The organism is Sporanaerobium hydrogeniformans (genome assembly GCF_002735925.1).
GTDB lineage: Bacteria > Bacillota > Clostridia > Lachnospirales > Cellulosilyticaceae > Sporanaerobium > Sporanaerobium hydrogeniformans.
In genome coordinates, this window is record NZ_PEDL01000016.1 from 1 (window position 1) to 19,806 (window position 19,806).

At 33.7% G+C, this 19,806-nt stretch carries 22 protein-coding genes; 1 reads left to right on the forward strand and 21 read right to left on the reverse strand.

What is annotated here, in order from left to right; translation table 11 throughout:
- The 12 genes from CS063_RS18150 to CS063_RS13000 form a co-directional block, all read right to left on the reverse strand.
- Positions 1-114 (reverse strand): transaldolase family protein (locus CS063_RS18150; RefSeq protein ID WP_308415511.1); only part of this gene is annotated, 114 nt, incomplete at its 3' end.
- Positions 115-147: 33 nt separating this feature from the next.
- A complete protein-coding gene (locus CS063_RS12950) occupies positions 148-546 on the reverse strand; it encodes a cupin domain-containing protein (protein ID WP_099450132.1) in 399 nt (132 codons plus the stop codon).
- 18 nt (positions 547-564) lie between these two features.
- Complete coding sequence (locus tag CS063_RS12955; protein ID WP_099450133.1) at positions 565-1,488, reverse strand: transketolase family protein; 924 nt, start codon at positions 1,486-1,488, stop codon at positions 565-567.
- Entirely contained in the window at positions 1,488-2,324 is an 837-nt protein-coding gene (locus CS063_RS12960) for a transketolase (RefSeq protein WP_308415512.1), read from the reverse strand. The genes CS063_RS12955 and CS063_RS12960 overlap by 1 nt, the downstream gene beginning before the upstream one ends.
- Positions 2,325-2,326: 2 nt before the next feature.
- Positions 2,327-3,163: a carbohydrate ABC transporter permease gene (locus CS063_RS12965; RefSeq protein ID WP_099450135.1), complete on the reverse strand. Its 837-nt coding sequence runs from the start codon at positions 3,161-3,163 to the stop codon at positions 2,327-2,329.
- A gap of 1 nt (position 3,164) precedes the next feature.
- Complete coding sequence (locus tag CS063_RS12970) at positions 3,165-4,043, reverse strand: carbohydrate ABC transporter permease (protein WP_099450136.1); 879 nt, start codon at positions 4,041-4,043, stop codon at positions 3,165-3,167.
- A gap of 40 nt (positions 4,044-4,083) precedes the next feature.
- The gene (locus CS063_RS12975; RefSeq protein ID WP_099450137.1) at positions 4,084-5,382 is read right to left on the reverse strand and encodes an ABC transporter substrate-binding protein; all 1,299 of its coding nucleotides are present in this window, start codon (positions 5,380-5,382) and stop codon (positions 4,084-4,086) included.
- Positions 5,383-5,386: 4 nt separating this feature from the next.
- Entirely contained in the window at positions 5,387-6,085 is a 699-nt protein-coding gene (locus CS063_RS12980) for a FadR/GntR family transcriptional regulator (RefSeq protein ID WP_308415506.1), read from the reverse strand.
- Between the two features lie 409 nt (positions 6,086-6,494).
- Positions 6,495-7,175, reverse strand: coding sequence for a hypothetical protein (locus CS063_RS12985; protein ID WP_099450138.1), 681 nt, complete (start codon positions 7,173-7,175; stop codon positions 6,495-6,497).
- Positions 7,176-7,226: 51 nt separating this feature from the next.
- On the reverse strand, positions 7,227-8,897 hold the full coding sequence (locus CS063_RS12990) for a bifunctional diguanylate cyclase/phosphodiesterase (protein WP_180270794.1): 1,671 nt from the start codon (positions 8,895-8,897) through the stop codon (positions 7,227-7,229).
- Positions 8,898-9,224: 327 nt separating this feature from the next.
- The gene (locus CS063_RS12995) at positions 9,225-10,520 is read right to left on the reverse strand and encodes a bifunctional folylpolyglutamate synthase/dihydrofolate synthase (protein ID WP_099450140.1); all 1,296 of its coding nucleotides are present in this window, start codon (positions 10,518-10,520) and stop codon (positions 9,225-9,227) included.
- A gap of 110 nt (positions 10,521-10,630) precedes the next feature.
- Positions 10,631-11,182: a biotin transporter BioY gene (locus CS063_RS13000; protein WP_099450141.1), complete on the reverse strand. Its 552-nt coding sequence runs from the start codon at positions 11,180-11,182 to the stop codon at positions 10,631-10,633.
- 220 nt (positions 11,183-11,402) lie between these two features.
- On the opposite strand from CS063_RS13000, the gene CS063_RS13005 reads away from it, so the two are divergent.
- The gene (locus tag CS063_RS13005) at positions 11,403-12,047 is read left to right on the forward strand and encodes an undecaprenyl diphosphate synthase family protein (protein WP_099450142.1); all 645 of its coding nucleotides are present in this window, start codon (positions 11,403-11,405) and stop codon (positions 12,045-12,047) included.
- A 38-nt stretch (positions 12,048-12,085) separates the two neighbouring features.
- Here the strand turns inward: CS063_RS13005 and CS063_RS13010 are convergent, their stop codons facing one another.
- From CS063_RS13010 to CS063_RS13050, 9 genes are all read right to left on the reverse strand, one after another.
- Positions 12,086-12,982 (reverse strand): glycine betaine ABC transporter substrate-binding protein, encoded by an 897-nt coding sequence (locus CS063_RS13010; RefSeq protein WP_099450143.1) that lies wholly within the window; start codon positions 12,980-12,982, stop codon positions 12,086-12,088.
- Between the two features lie 11 nt (positions 12,983-12,993).
- Positions 12,994-13,599, reverse strand: coding sequence for an ABC transporter permease (locus tag CS063_RS13015; RefSeq protein WP_099450144.1), 606 nt, complete (start codon positions 13,597-13,599; stop codon positions 12,994-12,996).
- Positions 13,600-14,247 (reverse strand): ABC transporter permease, encoded by a 648-nt coding sequence (locus tag CS063_RS13020; protein ID WP_099450145.1) that lies wholly within the window; start codon positions 14,245-14,247, stop codon positions 13,600-13,602.
- Positions 14,244-15,359 (reverse strand): ABC transporter ATP-binding protein, encoded by a 1,116-nt coding sequence (locus CS063_RS13025; protein WP_099450146.1) that lies wholly within the window; start codon positions 15,357-15,359, stop codon positions 14,244-14,246. The genes CS063_RS13020 and CS063_RS13025 overlap by 4 nt, the downstream gene beginning before the upstream one ends.
- Positions 15,360-15,529: 170 nt before the next feature.
- Positions 15,530-16,153, reverse strand: coding sequence for a TrkA C-terminal domain-containing protein (locus CS063_RS13030; RefSeq protein WP_099450147.1), 624 nt, complete (start codon positions 16,151-16,153; stop codon positions 15,530-15,532).
- A complete protein-coding gene (locus CS063_RS13035; RefSeq protein ID WP_099450207.1) occupies positions 16,146-16,643 on the reverse strand; it encodes a low molecular weight protein-tyrosine-phosphatase in 498 nt (165 codons plus the stop codon). The genes CS063_RS13030 and CS063_RS13035 overlap by 8 nt, the downstream gene beginning before the upstream one ends.
- Positions 16,644-16,788: 145 nt before the next feature.
- Positions 16,789-17,703, reverse strand: coding sequence for a CobW family GTP-binding protein (locus CS063_RS13040; RefSeq protein WP_099450148.1), 915 nt, complete (start codon positions 17,701-17,703; stop codon positions 16,789-16,791).
- 4 nt (positions 17,704-17,707) lie between these two features.
- Positions 17,708-19,069 (reverse strand): uroporphyrinogen decarboxylase family protein, encoded by a 1,362-nt coding sequence (locus CS063_RS13045; RefSeq protein WP_099450149.1) that lies wholly within the window; start codon positions 19,067-19,069, stop codon positions 17,708-17,710.
- Between the two features lie 245 nt (positions 19,070-19,314).
- A complete protein-coding gene (locus CS063_RS13050; protein ID WP_099450150.1) occupies positions 19,315-19,761 on the reverse strand; it encodes a metallophosphoesterase family protein in 447 nt (148 codons plus the stop codon).
- Between the last annotated feature and the right edge of the window lie 45 nt (positions 19,762-19,806).

A 19,806-nucleotide genomic window follows, 5' to 3' on the forward strand; every position in this document is an offset into this window, starting at 1 on the left:
CTCTAAACCTTCACGTGCAATAAGAGATGGGTTTGTTGTTACACCACAGATTACACCTAAGTCATTTGCCTTACGAATTTCTTCTGTATTGGCAGTATCTATAAATAATTTCATTTTAGTCTCTCCTAATTATCTCTTAAATAACTATTAATATAATTTATCTTGTATGAATCTTACTTGTTCTTCACTTAACTCATAAATATCACTATTTTCCATACTGGTAGATGAATCTTCTATCAAAATAAGTTTTGTATCTTGGCAAGTAATCGTATTGTGCCAAAGTGTAGCTGGAATATTATATACCTTAAAAGGCTCCATTTCTACTTTTTCAATTTTTAATCCGTTTTCTTCTTCATTTGCATAAAGTAAAGTGCATTTTCCTGAAATAAGTACAAATAATTCATCTGTTCTATTATGACGTTCTAAACAATCAATCCCTTTAATATCATTAGCAGGTTTCCAATTTTTAATTCCTACCATCCATTTTTCATTCTCATAAACACGTGTCATTCCTTCGCCAGTAAATGCATAGCTCTCAATTTTCATCCCTTAGTCCTCCTCTAATTAAAGTAATTCTTTAGATTTTTGCACTATATTTTCTGCTGTTAATCCATACTCTTTAAATAAATCTGTTGGTTTTCCTGATTTACCAAATTTATCCATAATCCCTACACGTTCAAATTTTACATTACTTTTTCCTGCAAGTACTTCAGCCACTGCTGAGCCCAGCCCACCAATAATAGAGTGTTCCTCTGCTGTTACAATTGCCTTATACTTTTTAGCCATATCTAAAATGCAAGCCTCATCAATAGGTTTAATGGTGTGGAAATTTATAACACCTGCACTTATTCCTTCTTTTTCTAATAACTCTGCAGCTTGAAGTGCCTCACTAATCATAAGACCTGTTGCCATAATACAAACATCTTTGCCCTCTTTCATTACATTAGCTTTCCCAGGAATGAAAGGTGTTTCTTCTGTTGTTATATCTTCTACAATTGGTCTTGCCACACGAATATACACAGGTCCATCTATTTCAGCAGCAGCCATAACTGCCTTTTTTGTTTCAATAGGGTCACAAGGTACTAAAATAGTCATACCTGGTAACTCTCTCATCAATGCAATATCTTCGATAGATTGGTGACTTCCACCGTCTTCACCTACACAAAGTCCAGAGTGAGATAAACCAAATTTAACATTTGCATTAACATAAGATACAGAGTTACGAATTTGTTCGAAAGCTCTTCCTGCACCAAATAGTGCGAAAGTGCTTACAAAAGGAATATAGCCTGTATGAGCGAAACCTGCTGCAGCACACACCATATTTGCTTCTGCTATCCCAAAGTTAAAGAAACGGTCTTTATGCTCTTCTGCAAAAGTAGCTGTCATGGTTGCATGAGCTAAGTCTGCATCCATTACTACAACCTTATCATTTTTTGCCCCTAATTCACGTAAAGCTTCTCCATATGCAACTCTTAATGATTTTCCCATTAGTTTATGCCTCCTAATTGTTTCATCGCTAGCTCGTACTCTTCTTTATTGGGAGCTTTTCCATGCCAACCTGCTTGATCTGACATAAAAGATACTCCATGACCTTTATGGGTTTCGCAACATATAAATTTAGGCTTTCCACTAACAGGTGCTCTTAAAGCATACTCAATAGCCGCTAAATCATGTCCATCCACCTTATAACATTCAAAGCCAAAGGCCCTAAATTTATCTACAACATCCCCAAGGCTCATAACACTTTCATTACTACCATCAATTTGTAAACCATTATGGTCAAGCATGACTACAAAATTATCTAGCTTATAATGAGCTGCTGCCATAGCTGCTTCCCATACTAAACCTTCTTGAACTTCTCCATCACCAACAATGGCATAAACTTTATAATCTGCTTTTTTATGTTTTGCTGCAAGGGCCATTCCCATAGCTATAGAAACACCTTGTCCTAAAGATCCTGTATTCACATCTACACCTGGTGTTTTTCTCATATCAGGATGCCCTTGAAGGTGGCTATCTATTTGTCTTAGGTTCCAAAGATCTTCTTTTGGAAAGTAACCTTTATCTGCAAGAACAGCATACAGTGCTGGACAAGCATGACCTTTGCTAAGTACGATACGGTCTCTATCCTCCATTTGTGGATTTTGTGGATCAACCTTTGCTACCCTATAATAAAGTGCCATAAGCATTTCTACGCAAGAAAGCGAACCGCCTGGATGCCCTGATTGACAAGTATAAAGCATTTTAATAATATCTGCTCTTATTTGTTGAGCTTTTGCTGTAAGATTCATTTCGTCCATTTTAAAATCCCCTTTAGTTTTTATTTTTAGCCTTTTACTGCACCAGCTGTAAGTCCTTCAACAAGCCTTTTTTGGGCAAAGAAGAATAAAATACATACTGGAATGATTGTAATGATACCACCTGCTGTTAGAAGATCCCATTGTACTCCTAATTGACCAATTAAACTTTTTAAAGCAACTGGAATAGTACGATTAGCTTCATTTGTAAACATAACGGCAAAAGTATATTCATTCCATGCATTCATGAAAATGTAAACGCCTGTCGCTACAATACAAGGTGTAAGCATAGGTAAAATAATCTTTATAAATGCAGTTGCCCGATTGGCACCATCCACTAAAGCAGCTTCTTCCAAAGAACTTGGTAAATCATTCATATATCCATTCATTAACCATACTGAAAAAGGGATGGTAAAAGTTGTATAAGCAAGTACTAACGCCCCTGGAGTATATAGGATATTCAACTTTCTCATAATGGCATAAAGTGGAATAAGTAATAATACTGTTGGGAACATATTATTAGTTAAAAACATAACCATAAAAAATTTTCTTCCTTTAAAACGATAACGTGAAAAAGCGTAGGCTGCTAAAACTGAAACGACTAAACTTAGTACTGTCGTAGACACTGTTACAACTAAACTATTACCCATAGCCTTTAAGAAATTAAACTCAAAAAACAGCTTCCTATAGGCTTCAAAGGTAGTATTCTTTGGCCAATAAGTAACAACACTCCCGTAAAGTTCCGCTTCTGGCTTAATAGAAGTAATAAAAGTCCAATAGAACGGAAAAAGTAGAAAAAGTAAAATAGCTATAAGTGGTAAATAAAGTCCAAAGATTTTTCCAAAAGAAATGTGTTTTTTATCCATCTTACTCCTCCTCCGTTCTAAATTTATTAATCAAATAAGGTATAGCTACTGCTGATAAAATAATTGTTAATATAAGAGACATAGCAGAAGCATAACCTAAATCCATGGCCATCCCCTTATTAAATATGTAGACACTTAATGTTTGTGTAGAATAAGAAGGTCCCCCCTCTGTCATATTAAAGATAACATCTACTGAGTTGGCTACCCATATAATACGTAAAAGTACTGTAATAAATAAGGTGTTTTTTAATGAAGGAATGGTGATTCTAAAAAGCTTTTGCATTTTACTAGCACCATCAATATCTGCTGCTTCATACATGTCCTGTGATATTCCCTGCAAACCTGCTAGAATCATAATGGCAAAGAAAGGTATTCCTTGCCATATGATTGTTAAAATAACAGAAGGAAAAGCAGTTGAAGCTTTTGATAAAAATGGAATATTATCATTAATTATATGAAGTCTCATAAGAATATCATTAAGCACTCCATAATTTCCATCATAAATCCATCGCCACATTAAACCAATTAATACTCCTGGTGTCACCCATGGTATTAAACTCACGGCACGTACAATGCCACGTCCTCTAAAGCTCTGGTTAAGGATAAGGGCTAAAACAAATCCAAATATAAACTGAAGACCTACCCCAAAACCTACCCATATAAAGGTACGGAAAAGAGATTTCCAAAAGAGTTTATCATTGAAAAGCCCTATGTAATTCTCAAATCCAATAAATGCTATATTATTTGGCCGCCTTAAATCATAACTTTGAAAGCTCATTAAAATAGCTTGTAGTACGGGTATAAATACAACCGCAATTACAATAATAAGGGCTGGCGCAATAAGTAAATAGGGCCATATACTTGCCTTTTTCTCTTGCAAACTAACGCCTCCTTGCTGTCCTATAGCTCATTATCCTGCTTTATTTATATAATTCTTCTTGAAGTACCTTCATTGTTTCTTCTGCTGTCATTTCACCTGTAAGAGCAAAACCAACTGTATTAGGCCATGTTACACTAATCCATTCAGTTGTAGTATCTAAAATAGGTAAGATTCCCGCATAAGACATTCCTTCAATAGAAGCTTTCATAAATTTATTGTTTTGGTAAAAATCTAGAGCCTGTACTGTTTTACTTACAGGTACGTTTCCTGTTGCTTCACACCAAATCTTTTGTCCTTCACCTGTTGCTAAATAAGCAACCCATTCAAAAGCTGCATCTTTATTTTTGCAAGATTCAAAAATAACATTTTCTGTATCTCCCATAGAAGTCCATTGTCCTTTACCTGCTGGGAATGGGAAAGCAGATACATCTTCGCCAAAGGTCTCAATCATACCTGCTGAAGAACCTGTGTGGTGGATAGTCATTGCTGTACGTCCTGATTTAAAGTTTGCAATAATTTCATTGAAGCCATCTGTTGGTGCAGTTGGTGGAACGTAACCTTTTTGATAAAGATCTATGAAATCTTGCATACCTGCAACTGACTCTGGTGACGTCATATCTTCAAAGTTTCCACCTCTACCATGAATAAAACTTCCCCATGGTTCTTGTCCGCCTTTCGCGCCTCTCATACCAAAGCCATAAACATCTGTTTTACCATCTCCATCTGTATCTCTTGTTAATTTTTCACAAGCTGTTAAAAATTCTTCATAGGTTTTTGGTACTTCAATTCCTACTTCTTCAAACATAGAAGGTCTATAGTATACATAAAGGATTTGAGTATTCCATGGCATTACATGGATATTTTCTGTTCCACCTGCTTGTTTCATAATGTCATATAAGTTTTGATCAATATCATCCTTTTGATCCCAATTTGCAATATAATCATCTAAATTAGCTAATAAATTGTTAGCTGTAAAAAGTGGTGTAGAGGTTAATTTCCAAGATGCTGTATCAGGACCACCTCCACCCATAGCTGCTGAGAATAAAGTATTACTATATCCTCCTCCATCCCATGGATATTCTTCTGCTACAACTGTAATACCTGATTCATTTGTCTCGTTAAACTTTTTTACAATGTCTTGCATGACAGCTGAATACTCTGTGTTATCTGCCCAGTACCAGTGTTTTATGGTAACTGGTTCCTTTTTGTTCTCTTCTGCTGCTGCAACTGGTGCTGACTGATCTGGAGTAGCTACTACTTCACTTTTACTGCTCCCTCCACATCCTACTGTACTTAATACTAATCCTCCTGCTAGTAAAGCTGCTAATACTTTTTTCATACTACTACCTCCCATAAATTATTTTTTTTACATCTTCAATTGTTTGTCGAATATGCTTTTCAGCTTCATATCTAGCTGTCATAGCATCTCGGTTTTGAATAGCATTAAAAATATTTAAGTGACTTTTTTGAGCCCTATTAAAGCTTTCTGTAACAACACTAGTCTTTACATAACCTTCTCTTATTGATTCATTAATAATAGGTACGACTCGATGCAGTACATCATTTTGTGTACATTTTGCTACCATCGTATGAAAATCAATATCTACATCTCGATTTTCTTCTTCAGCACTTTTTATTTGTTGCATTTTCTGAATAATCATCTTTAGTCTTTCTATATTGGCGGGTGTAGCTCTTTGAGCTGCTAAAAAAGCTATTTGAGGTTCAATCATTAGTCTTGCTTCTAAAAGCTGCTCAAGTATGGTTTCTTGATCAACAAAATCAAGCCCCAGAGGGTCTTTACCAACCCCTGGCCTCTCACTTATAAAAGTTCCTTTTCCTCTATGTATCTCAACAATGTTTTCCGCTTTTAAAAGTTTCATCGACTCCCTAATAGTGGACCTACTTACATTAAACATTTCAATAAGCTCCGCTTCACTTGGCAATCGATCGCCCGGCTTCATATTTTGACCAATTATCATTTGTCTCATTTTTTGTGTTATGACTGTTGTAAGCTCATCCTGCTTTACTTCTTCTATTGGCAATATTAACTTTCCTCCTTTTATTGGTATGACCTTTCCATCACAACTGGTATGATGTTCTTTAGTTGATTTTTTTAATGTTTTGTATAAAATTATGACTTGTTGATATAATCATATACTATATTGTTACAAATTTCAATACGTTTTTCTTATTTTTTTCTAAAATTTTTATAACATATTATAATTATACTAATAATACCATTTTAACTAGTCAGACCTTTATATAACTAAAAACCTATAATCATCCTACTACTTTACATCTTTATTTATTTTATTAGACTGCTTTCTTTATTATCTATTTATGACCCTATTTACATAAAATTAGTAGGCTACTCTAAAAAAGAGCATATGGTAAAGCAAGTCATCTCGCTTTACCATATGCTCTTTTTTATCCTCAAACTTTGTTTGCTTCTTAAGCTTTATCCACTTTAGTCTCTTCTATTACTACATTTTTTTCTTTTTCTTCCCACACATCAAAGCGTTTCATCACTTCATCATAGGTATCCTGACAAATCTTTGGAAGCTCAGACTTTGTCCTACTTTTTATTTCTATTCCTGCTTGTTTAAAACCCTTTTCTACTGCTTGACGTAGTAAAACTATTTTACTACTATCATCTCCTGCTAAAGCTTCAGCCATGGTCATGATCCGTTCTGCTACAGCACCTACACTATAAGTCCCGCCCGCTTCTAATGCTTTTTGTGCCTCCTCCTTATTAGTTGCAAGAGGTGGAAGAGCAGCATCTATGCTCCCAAAAACTTTTGTCCATAAATCCTCTGTTTGCTGCACTAGGGAATACGCTATGTTTTGATTTTTAATATTAGCATTCATCATTTGCTCAAGCATTTGTATTTGAGTAGCTTGTTCGTTATCCTTTATTGCCTGTATCTGTGTACTGCTAAGCTTTTTTATATCACTATACAGTCCTTGCTTAGAAGTATCTCCTGATTTTTCATAGGTATCTTGTGGTACTTCTTGCTTTCTACTTGAGGTTTTCTTGTTTACTTCTTCATTTTTGATTTCTTCATTTTTTGTTTTAAATGTTTTATTTATTTCTTGAATTGTTACTGTGGTTGTTGCATCATTAATTATCATTTCACACACCTCCCTTATTTTCTTTTATTTCGGCAACTTGCAAAGAAAGATTCACATTATTTTTTCAAAAGCTTCTGCTGCTACAGGTTTACCAAATAAATAACCTTGCATAAGGTCTGGTCTTAAACTCTCTAGTCTTTCTCTTTCCTCAGTTGTTTCTATCCCCTCTAGGCAAACGAGTAACCCAATACTGTGAGCCATTTCAATAATATAACTTACTAATTTATAATCATAATCATTTTTTAATGCCTTATAAACGAAAGAGCGGTCAATCTTTAATATATCTACATTAAAATCTTGTAAATACCTTAAGTTAGAATAACCTGTACCAAAATCATCTATCGCTAACTTCATCCTTTTTTTTCGAATGATTTCTAATGTTCGTTGAATCATTCTATCATTCTCAAGACATCCACTTTCTGTTAATTCTAAAATAACAGAGTGTGCTTCTAGTTCATGCTGTTTTAAATACTCATTAACTTCCTCTACTAAATCTTGTCTTCTCACCTGTATATAAGATAAGTTAATACTTATATGAAAATGAACTACTCTTTCCTGCCAAACCTTACATTGCCTAATAGCATTTTCAAGTACCCACCTTCCAACAGGAATAATTAACCCACTCTCTTCTAAAATAGGAATAAATTCTCCTGGAGATAAGGTGCCATATTCTTCGCATTGATAACGTAGTAAAGCTTCTGCACCGACTAACTGCCGTGTCCTTGTACTTATAATGGGTTGGTAAAAAATATTAAACCCTTTAAAATAATTATTAGCTGATTGTCTTAGTTGTTCTTCTATTCCTATTCGTCTCATATAAGCATTATAAGCCTGTTCATCAAATACAAACTCATTCTCTTTGCCTTCTCGAATAGCTGTATTAATCGCAAATTCTGCCTTTTTCTGTATCTCTTTATAGAAGGACTCTATTGCATCTAACTTTACGATTCCAGCTGAAATAGAATAGAAAATTTTATATGCATAGGTCTCTATTGAATGATTAATAGCTCTTTTTAAATTTTTATAAAGTTGTTTAGCTTGTTCAGTAGTCTCTCCTTGAAAAGCAAAAATGGCAAAAGTCTTGCTTCCTACACGGTAAAGCTTTGTTTCCTTAGGCATGATTTTTATTAGGCAGTTAGAAATATCCTTTAATACTATATCCCCTACCTCCATACCATATTTTTCATTAATTGTCTTAAAATTATTGATTCCTATCTTCATTATGTAGCCTGATAAGCTTTTTTCTTCCTCTATTAGCTTATCAAAATCCTTCTGCAATTGAGTTTCTGTCAGTAAACCTGTTAAGTTATCTGCCTTGCTTTTTACCCCTAACTCACTCACACGTCCTACCATCATTCGTGGCTTACCTTCGGCATCTAAAATAACTTTCCCTCTACAACTAATCCATACTATATTTCCTTCTTTATCTAACCATCGATACTCCAAGTCATGCCTATCCTTTTCGCCAGCTTTTACTGACTCTATCTCTGAATAAAGCATATCAAAATCGTCAGGATGTATGACCGTTTTTAAAACCTCTATTACCTTAAAAAATTGAGCACTGGGCAAATTAAATCGTTCTAGAATGGTTTCGGATACGCTATAGTAGTCTTTTTTGAAGTCAAATAAGAACAAATAATCATCCGTACATTTTCCTATGGTCGACATAGCATATTCAAATTGCTTATAGTCAATATCTTTTGGTATCATAAATTTCCCCATAAAATGCCCCCAATTCATTTTCTCTATTTACCTACTAAATTGATAAAATCTATGAATTTAAATCGCTTTACCCTACTAGTTAGTTAAATCATATCACATTTCTTGTACTTTTGGCATATTATTATACAATTTATATTTAATTTTTTAAATATTCTATATTCTTTATTTGTTTTTAAACAAATAACTAACTGGCAAAATAGGTAGATTAAAAATTGTCCATCTAAAAGTGATGTGACCCCAATAAGTTAGATTTTTAGGTCTAACTTATTGGGGTCACATCAACATTTTATAGTTCTTTTTACTTACTAACTAACTACATACTAGTCCCTATTTTTCATCTATTCTTGCTTCTAATAAAGTATAAATCTCACCAATCATATACAGTGAGCCAAAGGCAACTATTCGACTTTCCAATCTGGTTTGACTGAGCTTAAGTGCTTCTTCTATAGCCTCACTTATATCTATTTGACTGTGTACTTCCTTATGATGCTTCTTTACCTCTTCAACAAGCTCTTCTAAAACTACTGCCCTTTTACCTGGGGGTAAAGTTACAATAAGCACATCAAAATAAGGTGCCACTAAAGTAACCATTTTATCTATCTCTTTATCCTTCAAAATTCCTATAATCCCTATATTATAGCAAGGCCTTAGATGGCTTAGAGTATTTACCAAGGCTCTTATGCCATCTACATTATGTGCTCCATCTACATAAAAATCCGGCTGATTCATAACCTTTTCAAAGCGTCCTTGCCATTTAGCAGCCTGAAGTCCTTTTTTGAGTTGTTCTCTTTTTATAGTTATTATCTTTTTATCCTTTAAAATTTCAATAGCTTTTATTGCCAAACCTGCATTATGTGCTTGATGTATTCCTATCATTTGCAAGTCATAAGGCTCACCTTGCCATTTAAAATGAGTTCCTTCTTCATTTAAAGTAACCTCTTGAAGCTCTGAACTTTCTAAGCAATAAAGAGTCGCTAAGCGTTCCTTACAAGTTTCCTCAAAAACCTGCATGACATCAGATGTTTGAGCCCATACCACCACACATCCCCTCTGTTTTATAATTCCAGCCTTCTCTCTTGCAATTTGAGGAAGGGTATCTCCTAATATTTCTTTGTGGTCTATAGCAATAGGTGTAATAATAGAAAGAAGTGATTTAGAAATGACATTCGTCGCATCAAAGCGCCCACCTAATCCTACTTCTAGTACAACAAAGTCTACGTCCTCCTCTAAAAAATAAAGAAAAGCTGTAGCTGTTAGTGCTTCAAAATAACCCAAGGCATCATAGCCATAATTTTTTGCTTTTTGGTTGGCCCTTCTGACCTTATCCATACAAAGCCAAAGCTTCTCATCTGAAATCATCTCATCATTAATACATATGCGTTCATGTAAAGTCACTAAATGAGGAGAGGTAAAGGTTCCTACCTTATATCCTCCTTCCTTTAAGATACTCTTTATAAACTGAGTAACAGAGCCTTTTCCATTGGTTCCTGCTACATGAATGATTTGAAGCTTATCCTGAGGGTTACCTAAAAGCCCCATAACTGCTACCATATTTTCTAAGCCCAATTTAACACCAAAACTTCCCAAGCTCTCTAAATAACTTTGAGCTGCTATTTTACTCATTCTCTTTCCTCACGTTCCTATCTAAAAATAATGCCTGCTTTTCTAATGCACAAATACCTTCGCTATACCCCTTCCCTCTGTAAAAGGCAAGACATAATAAATGATGTGGCCTAAGCTTTAACATGTTGTCCTATAACTCCCTTAAGCATCACTTTCATTTTAGAAGCTACTAAAATAGCAACTGCTGTTAAAATAAGATCTTTTATTATAAAAGGATAAACCCCTGCTGCAAGTGCTTGGTGAAAAGTCATTTTTACTACAATTGCTAATTGAATAGCACCCATTATATAATCTATTATAAGTCCTACATAAGTTGCAATCCATAAAATAAATTTATTTCCCGATTTAGCACCCCAACCAGTAATAAATGCCATTACCACAAAACCAATAATAAAACCACCTGTAGGTCCTATTATCATTTGAAAACCTCCCTTAAAATTAGCAAAAACAGGTAGCCCAATTCCTCCTAATAACATAAAAGTAAATAAAGCTAAACTTGCTAATTTTTCTTCTAATAAAATACTAATGAGAACTATGCCAAAGGTTTGTAAGGTAATAGGGACTCCAAAAGGTAGTGGAATAGCAATTTGTGAAAATACCACCATAAGTGCTGTACATAAACTAACTAAAGTTAACTTTTGAACTGAAAACTTATATTGCATCGAAGTTTCTCCTTTTATCAATTTTAAAATTTATTTTATTATAAAAGATTAAATTAATATTGTCAACTTTATGTATTTTTATAGTTTACAATCCCTGATTGTTCAGGCGTATTTTATTTTTTATCTATTATTTATCATTTATTTAATTTATCTATTTAATCTAAGAGTTTAGTTTCTCTCAATTTTGTTCATACTTCTTTCTATAAGGAGTGTGATTATCATGCGTATCCCAAGACATATTGCATTAATTCCTGATGGCAATAGAAGGTGGGCCTATGAATCTGGACTTGAAAAACATAAAGGGTATGAACATGGACTTCATCCAGGTGTAGAAGCCCTACTCTTAGCTCAAAGCCATGGTGTAGAGGAGCTTACTTATTATGGCTTTACAACAGATAACTGCAAAAGACCTTCTATCCAAGTCAAAGCCTTTATCAAAGCTTGTGTTGAAGCTGTCGAACTAATTAAATCTCATAATGTCAGTTTATTAGTAGTAGGTAATACTCAGTCCCCTTTATTTCCTACTGAATTACTTCTCTATACTAAAGAAAGGGTTTCATTTGGAACAGGACTTACTAAGGTTAACTTTCTTGTAAATTATGGTTGGGAATGGGACTTAAGCCATATGGATACTTGTTCAAATAACCGTTTTGCTATTTCGGATTGTCTCTATTCTAAAGCCATTTCACGGATTGATCTCGTTATCCGTTGGGGTGGTCGTAGTCGTCTTTCTGGTCTTTTACCCATTCAATCTGTTTATGCCGATATTTATACACTCACTGAAATGTGGCCTGAATTTACAGCAGAACAATTCGAAAGAGCTCTTAAGTGGTATAATACCCAAGATGTTACATTAGGTGGCTAGTTCACTTAGTGTAATATCTTGGGTATCTCTTTATATATTTATTTTATTAAATTATTTGTTTCTAAAAATGCTTTTGCTACTTCTTCTACAGATTGTTTTTCAACTTGTACTTTATAATTAAGCTGTGTCATTTTTTTATCATCTATTTTACCTTCTAACTTATTGAGTACTTCTTCTAATTCAGGATGTTTTTTAAGTGTTTCATTACGAATAATAGGTGCAGCATAATAAGGAGGGAAGAAATGTAGATCATCTTCTAAGACTTTTATGCTATATTTAATAATCTGGCCATCTGTTGCGAAAACATCTGTTACATCAATCTTCTTTTCCCCTATTGCTTGATATTTTAAAGAAACATTCATCTTGGCATTTTCTTTAAAATGATCAATGTTATAAGTAGCTATAAATCCATCAAAACCATCTTGTCTATCAAAAAATTCATGTTCTGCCCCAAATATAAGTTCATTCGCTATAGGCACTAAATCACTATTTTTTTCAAGCTGATATTTTTCTGCTATATCTGGCGCTACACCCATGGCATATGTATTATTAAATCCAAAAGGTTTTAACCATTTAATATCAAATTGTTTGTCAAATTCATCCTTCACAATTTCATAGACTTCATTAGCATCAGAAAGAACATCCATTTTTAGTTGTGCTGTAAGCGCTGTTCCTGTATATTCTGGATAAATGTCAATTTGTCCATTTTTTATCGCTTCAAAGTTTACAAAGGTTCCACCCATATTTAATTTTCTTTCTACTTTTAGCTGCGTCTGATTTTCTATTAACTGGGCCATTATTTCAGCTAAAATAATATTTTCATCAAAATCCTTTGATCCCATAATAATTGTATTAGATTTTGCACTACAACCACCTAGTAACGCAAGGCATAAAACACTACTTATTATTAATATTCGTCTTTTCAATCTTTTCATTTTTGTCTCCTTTAATTAAATTGTTTTTTACTCAATAGTTGTTTTTCTATACGTCCCATACCTAAGTCAAATAAAATAGCTAAACCTACAACTGGTATAGCTCCTTGTAAAATGAGACCTAAGTTATTCGATTGAATTCCTCTATAAACTGGATAGCCTAATCCTCCTGCTCCTATAAGAACACCTATAACCGAAATACCTATAGCTGTTACGACAGCAATTTTAACTCCTGAAAAAATCATAGGAAAAGCTAAGGGCAGTTCAACTTTAACTAACCTCTGATATTTTGACATCCCCATGCCTCTAGCAGCTTCATGAATAGAAGGTGGTATATTATTTAGTCCATTATAGGTATTCCTTATAATGGGTAATAGTGAATATAAAACAAGGCCCACTATTAATGTTGTGTTTCCAAGACCAAAACATATCATTAACATAGCCAGTAGCGCTAAAGAAGGAATGGTTTGTATGCTATCAGCTGTCATGATAATAATCGTATCGAGATATTTAACCCAATAAGCCACTACTCCTAATAAAATACCTATTCCCGTAGCTACCAAAGAAGCTATTAGTACAATATAGACATGCTCTACTATATATCCTAATAAAACTTGCATTTATTTCCCCCCCTCTCTAAGTCCTTTAGGCAATACACTTCTCTCTATACAGCCTATTAATATCCCCATCAAGATAGCAAGTAATGCTGCTGGAATTGCACCAATAACAATAAATTTCTGATTAGTTGTTGCTAGTCCCGTCCAAATCAAATCGCCTAAACCACCCGCACCAATTAATGCTGCCATAGTAGCCCAACTCACAATATATACTGTCGAAATTTTAATTCCTGCAATAATAGATGAAGATGCTAATGGCAGTTCAATCCTAAAGAGAATCTCAGAAGGTGTCATACCCATTCCTTTTGCTGCCTCCTTATACTGCTCTTCTACTTTTAAAATACCTGTATAAGTATTCATTAATATCGGAAGAATAGCATAAAGTGCAAGAACGATAATAGCTGGTACTTTGCCAATTCCAAATAAAATAAGTGCTAAGCCTAACATGACTAACCCCGGTATAGTTTGAATAATTTGTACAAAGCTAAGTACGATTTTAGCTAAGCTCATTTTCCTCGTTAAGTAAATACCTAATGGAATAGCAATACACGCTCCTATTGCTACAGCTACAAAAACCATTTGTATATGTGTTAGAATAGCCTCTAAAATAATAGTAGCGTTTTCATTTATAAACCCTATATATTCACTCATGCTAAGTCACCCCACAATGCTTCTGCCATTGTCTCTACCATATTGGTTTTGTCAATAATACCTACCACTTCTTTATTGTTTCCCACTACTACAAGGTAATCATTTTCAGATTTAATAAGTAAATTAAAAGCTTCTTTAGCATCCATATCTTTTTTTACTACTCTTACTTCCTTGTTCAGTAATTCTCCAATAGTTAAAGTTCCTTTGGTACCTTTCTTTAAATCCTCGATTGTGATAACACCTTTGAAGGTATTACGTTGATCCGTTACAATTAACGAATCTACCTTTTTACGTTTCATTACCTCTGTAGCTTCTATAACTGGCCTGCTATGAGATACTTTAACAACTTGTTCATCCATAAAATCGCTTACTTTAAGAAAGTGTGTATTTTTCACATGTTTTCCCATAAATTCTCTAATGGTATCGGATGCGGGATTTGTTAACATTTCTTGTGGGGATGCCATTTGAATAATCCTTCCTTTTTCCATAAATACAATCACATCTGCCATTTTAAGTGCTTCTTCCATATCATGTGTTACGAATATAATTGTTTTATGTAACTTTTTTTGCAGTGACTTTACTTCATCTTGCAATACTTCTCTTGCAAGTGGATCAAGTGCTCCAAAGGGTTCATCCATGAGGACGATAGGTGGTTGTGCTGCCAGAGCTCTTAGCACACCTATTCTTTGTTGTTGCCCCCCACTTAATTGAGTGGGATATTTTTTTGCATACCTCTCATATTTCATATGAACTAACTCTAATAATTCTTTTACACGTTCATGACACTTTTCTTTACTCCATTTTAACATTCTAGGAACAACACAAATATTTTCCTCTACTGTCATATTAGGAAACAAACCGATCTGTTGAATAACATAACCTATATTTCTTCTTAATTGAACAGCATTTAAATGGGAAATATCTTCACCATTTATTTTTATATTTCCACCATTAGGCTCTATCAGCCTATTGATCATTTTTAATGTAGTTGTTTTTCCACATCCACTTGGGCCAATAAATACATATAATTTACCTTCTTCTAGTTTAAAAGTTAAATCCTTAATAATTTGTGTTTGCCCATAACTCTTACTCACTTGATTAAATTCTATCATTCTTATCCCTCCTTCATCTGACAACTCTTTTTCTATATACAAGTTGTTACTTTGTAAGTATATCCCATTTTTTTGAAATAGTCAAATTTTTAATGCTATTTATGTCAAATTCACTAAAAAGAGCTATTACATTCAGCAAATTGCTTTGCTCTGTAATAGCTCTTTTGAAACTACTTTTGACTTATAAATTTTTCTATTCTTTTTTCTACACCTTCTTCACCTGTTACAATAAACACATCCCCTTCTTCAAATACTGCATAAGGTCCAGGAGACATAATGAGTCGGTTATTTCTTTTAATTGCAAGTACTGTACCATGTGTATTTTGCCAAAACATCACTTCATTAATTGTCTTTCCAATAATCCAACTCTCCCTAGGTATTGTAACTTCAAATTGATGAATAACAGCCTCATAATTAGACTTTTTATTTAACCTAAACATTTGATTAATAATCTCTTCAATTTGTTCATTCAGTTTATTTCTTTTTTCAGTTAAATCCTCTAATTGTTTCTTTAAGATTTCATAATCATTAACCCTTTTAAAATTAATCATATAATCTTTAGCTTTTTCTTTAGAAATAACTACAACTCCACTGTTTTTTTGGACTTCTACAATTTTCATATCCGCTAGCAATTTAAATGAACGTCTTATAGTTTCAGGAGAAACCCCATACTCTGATGACATAACTGAACGTCCTAATATTTTAGTGTTCTCTTTTAATTCTCCTGATGCAATTCGATTTGCAATATCATGTGCAATTTGAGCATATACAGGTGGAGTAACAACATTATTCACCCTTTATTCCCCCTACTTCATCCTGCTTTTGTTTTTTAGAAGCTAAAAGAAAGGCTAGAAGTTGTTCACAGCCTTCATAAACTTCTTTATATGTCAAATCAAAATCCCCTGTATACCAGGGATCTGCAATATCTCTTGGGTGAGTGGTAAAATCTAGAAGCCTATAAATTTTTTTCTCTCCATCTTGCCCTAAAATCCGATGCATATTGGTAATATTTCTTTGATCCATAGCAATAAGATAATCATAATTCTTATAATCTTGCCTTTTAAGCTGAACAGCTGTTTTCCCTGCTACTGAAATCCCATATTCATTTAATTTATTTCTCGTTCCACTATGCACACTATTACCGATTTCTTCTGTGCTAGTAGCCGCAGAAGCTATATCAAATTCTTTTTCTAACCCCTTCTGCTTTACCATATCTTTAAATACAAACTCTGCCATTGGTGAACGACAGATATTACCATGGCAAATAAATAGTACTCTTATCATCTTTTCTATTCCTCCCAAAGCTATAGCCTCTAAAAAAAGAGTCTTGATATAATAAATAAATTTTATCATATCAAGACTCTAGAGTCCACTTAAAGCCACTGGCTTAACTCTCTTTCAGCTCTCACTTTAGCAGTCAAAGCACTTTTTATAAAAAATCTTTTACCATATGGGGATACCATTCCATTGCTTTTTTTATTTCTTTTTTTGTTGGGAGCCCTACTCCTGAAAGTACTACAAGATAATCTTCTTGCGTCGGTACCTTTAAATAAGGCTGTGCTTCAAACATATTGCCTACACAATTAATGAGATATCTTCCTTGATTTGTATTTACAAATCCTTTTACCCGATAAGTATTTTCAATAAACATTTCCAAAAACTTTTGAAGACTATATAAATCTACTTGTTCAGAAAGATAGAGTGTGTATTTTCTAAGGGTTATATCCATAGACTGAAATAAATCTTCTTGTATATCTTCTTGTTTTTTCATTGTTGTTAGCCATTCCTTTTGGATTTTACCAAAAGTTGTATAGTAAATAGGCACATCTGGTCTATGACTATTTAATACTTTTTCTATCTCTTTTGTCTGCTCTTTTGAAATTAAATCTGTTTTATTAATCAAAAATAGGTCACTGACAGCAAGCTGTTTTTTTACTACAGAAGCAGTTTCATACACTTTGTGAAACTGCTTTCCATCTATAATACAAATACTTCCCTCATACTCCACTTCTGAGAATTTATCCTTCTGCCCTAATATTTTCTTCACATTTAAAGGATTAGATAAACCTGAGGCTTCTACTACAATAATATCTGGCTGCTGTATTAAAGCACTTTGGAGTACTTCTTCAAATTTATCAAGACGGCATGAACAAAAAATAGAGCCATTATTAATCTCATCGAGTACTGTTCCTACCTCTCTTAATAGCTCACCATCTACACCTTCTTTTCCAAATTCATTAATAATTAAGTGAAGTTTAGAATCTGCTAACACCTTAATAAGTTCTTTTAGAAATGTAGTTTTACCGGCTCCTAAGAAGCCGGTAATTAAAATGAGTCTACTCATATTATTAAAGCACCGCACGAATGGCTGCTTCTAATTCTTCTTTTGCGGGAACAAGAGAACGGAATTTTAATTCGCCATTAATGTACATGGATGGAAGGTTTGGTACGCCCATTTTCTTACATCTTGCAATGTTTTCTTTTTCTGTAAATTTATACTCTACCATATCAATAGTATCTCCAAAGGTTTCTTTAGCTTCATTTGCAGCACCCATCATATAAGTACAAGCTGCACATGTAGCTGAATCTAAAGTAAATACTTCTACCAGTGGTTTTTGTAAATTCGCATAATCTGGAAGTTCTACTTCAATTGTTTCGTCTTCCGCAACATAATTTTTCACCATTTCTCTTACTGAATCTGTTTCATATACCGCTTGTACAACCCCAATTGTATTTTCTACTGGTACTGCAAATGGCATATCACATCCTGGTGCAAGGATAAAGTTCTTTTTATTTTCCATTTTATCAAGAAGGTCAATAACAAACTTCATATTATCTTGTTGTGTACCATGAAGCATAACAGTTGTAAGTGGAATATTTCCACCAATAACTACGTTGTATTTGTCTGTGATTTCTTTTGCTGCTAATAGATCCACATTCTCATCAATTGAAATAGAATCTGGTGCAGTTTTACACATTACTTCAATATTTCTTGTAGCATCTCCACATACGAAGAAAGAAGAGAAAGCACCTTTTTCACGAATATGGGCAAATAAGTTTGCAAATGGTTCATGCATAAATTGCTCAAAGTGATCAGATGAAATTTGAGAAATAAGAGGGTCTACAACAGCAATAACATCCATTCCCGCTTCAATATAATAATCTGCCATTTTCATCGCCACTGCGTTACAATAAGCTAAGAACTTTTCGAGTGCTTCTTCATCATCATACATATCCATAAATATATTATTACCACGTAAGTGTGTAGCAAGTGTAAATGGTCCACAAATCAAACCATATAATGCAGTTGTTTCTCCTACAGCTTCTTTCATTCTCTTCATAACATCAAGAATCATAGGAATTCTTCCTGACTCTTTAGTTGGAATCGTACACATACAAGGTACTTCTAACTCTTCTGCATCTTCTAGTGGATGGCTTGCTACAGATGGAGGACCATCATCAGCCCATGTTAAGTCACATCCTAGACATTCAGCTTCTACTTGAAGGTCAAAAATAACAGGCTGCCCTGCAGGCTTATAAAGCTTATTTACTTCCATTAATGCTTCGAATAGTTTATCACCATTTTGTAACACCTCTGTAGCGTTATACCCAACTAGTTTACCTGAATGAACACCCGCAAATGGAACCCATGCCACCTGTTCTGTTGCTTCATGTTTTAATGTTTTAATTAATATTTCTTTTGCTATCATATTTTTTCCTCACTTTCATCAAAAAATTAGATTCATTATTAAGTTATTATTATCATACAATGTTATCTTTCTAACCGTTGGTAGTTTTCATAGATTTTATGTAATTTTTTTATTTTTTCTGTATTCAATTTAATATTTTAGGAAGATCTATAATAAAATATTTATTTTTTTATAAATATTAAAGGGGCTAAACCTTGGATAGTTGCCCACTTTATCTACTTTTTTATTGAATTTGAAAAAATTTCCTATATACAAATTTGATTGATTGTTAGTCCCTCTTCTTCAATCTCTATAAGCGCTAGTGTAATAGGTAAACTAAAACGTCTTTTTCCACAACTTCCTGGATTAAGCCACCAAGTATTGCCTTTTTTCTCACATTTATATTGATGAGAATGTCCATAAATACAAATATCTACGTCTTCGAGAGCATGAGTTATCTCTCTTTTATTATGAATAAGGAGAAAGCGCTTATTGCCTAAATTGAAGACTTTCTCCTTTTCTAAAGCTTCGGCCCACTCACCTTTATCATTATTTCCTCTAACTGCATAAAGAGGTGCAATCTTTTCTAAGGACTCTAAAATTTGTAACTTATTTATATCTCCTCCATGAATAATGGCATCGCATCCTTTTAAATTTTCTAAAACCTCTTCCCTTAATAGTCCATGAGTATCTGAAATAACACCAATCTTCATAGCTTTCTCTCCTCTTTCTAGATTTCCTTATCTCATCCTCATAAG

Excerpts from the sequence above, each read along its gene's own strand:
- CS063_RS12950 (WP_099450132.1), bottom strand. The coding sequence starts at position 546 with ATGAAAATTGAGAGCTATGCATTTACTGGCGAAGGAATGACACGTGTT.
- CS063_RS12955 (WP_099450133.1), bottom strand. The coding sequence starts at position 1,488 with ATGGGAAAATCATTAAGAGTTGCATATGGAGAAGCTTTACGTGAATTA.
- CS063_RS12965 (WP_099450135.1), bottom strand. The coding sequence starts at position 3,163 with ATGGATAAAAAACACATTTCTTTTGGAAAAATCTTTGGACTTTATTTA.
- CS063_RS12975 (WP_099450137.1), bottom strand. The coding sequence starts at position 5,382 with ATGAAAAAAGTATTAGCAGCTTTACTAGCAGGAGGATTAGTATTAAGT.
- CS063_RS12985 (WP_099450138.1), bottom strand. The coding sequence starts at position 7,175 with ATGATAATTAATGATGCAACAACCACAGTAACAATTCAAGAAATAAAT.
- CS063_RS12990 (WP_180270794.1), bottom strand. The coding sequence starts at position 8,897 with ATGGGGAAATTTATGATACCAAAAGATATTGACTATAAGCAATTTGAA.
- CS063_RS12995 (WP_099450140.1), bottom strand. The coding sequence starts at position 10,520 with ATGAGTAAAATAGCAGCTCAAAGTTATTTAGAGAGCTTGGGAAGTTTT.
- CS063_RS13000 (WP_099450141.1), bottom strand. The coding sequence starts at position 11,182 with ATGCAATATAAGTTTTCAGTTCAAAAGTTAACTTTAGTTAGTTTATGT.
- CS063_RS13005 (WP_099450142.1), top strand. The coding sequence starts at position 11,403 with ATGCGTATCCCAAGACATATTGCATTAATTCCTGATGGCAATAGAAGG.
- CS063_RS13010 (WP_099450143.1), bottom strand. The coding sequence starts at position 12,982 with ATGAAAAGATTGAAAAGACGAATATTAATAATAAGTAGTGTTTTATGC.
- CS063_RS13015 (WP_099450144.1), bottom strand. The coding sequence starts at position 13,599 with ATGCAAGTTTTATTAGGATATATAGTAGAGCATGTCTATATTGTACTA.
- CS063_RS13020 (WP_099450145.1), bottom strand. The coding sequence starts at position 14,247 with ATGAGTGAATATATAGGGTTTATAAATGAAAACGCTACTATTATTTTA.
- CS063_RS13025 (WP_099450146.1), bottom strand. The coding sequence starts at position 15,359 with ATGATAGAATTTAATCAAGTGAGTAAGAGTTATGGGCAAACACAAATT.
- CS063_RS13035 (WP_099450207.1), bottom strand. The coding sequence starts at position 16,643 with ATGATAAGAGTACTATTTATTTGCCATGGTAATATCTGTCGTTCACCA.
- CS063_RS13040 (WP_099450148.1), bottom strand. The coding sequence starts at position 17,703 with ATGAGTAGACTCATTTTAATTACCGGCTTCTTAGGAGCCGGTAAAACT.
- CS063_RS13045 (WP_099450149.1), bottom strand. The coding sequence starts at position 19,069 with ATGATAGCAAAAGAAATATTAATTAAAACATTAAAACATGAAGCAACA.
- CS063_RS13050 (WP_099450150.1), bottom strand. The coding sequence starts at position 19,761 with ATGAAGATTGGTGTTATTTCAGATACTCATGGACTATTAAGGGAAGAG.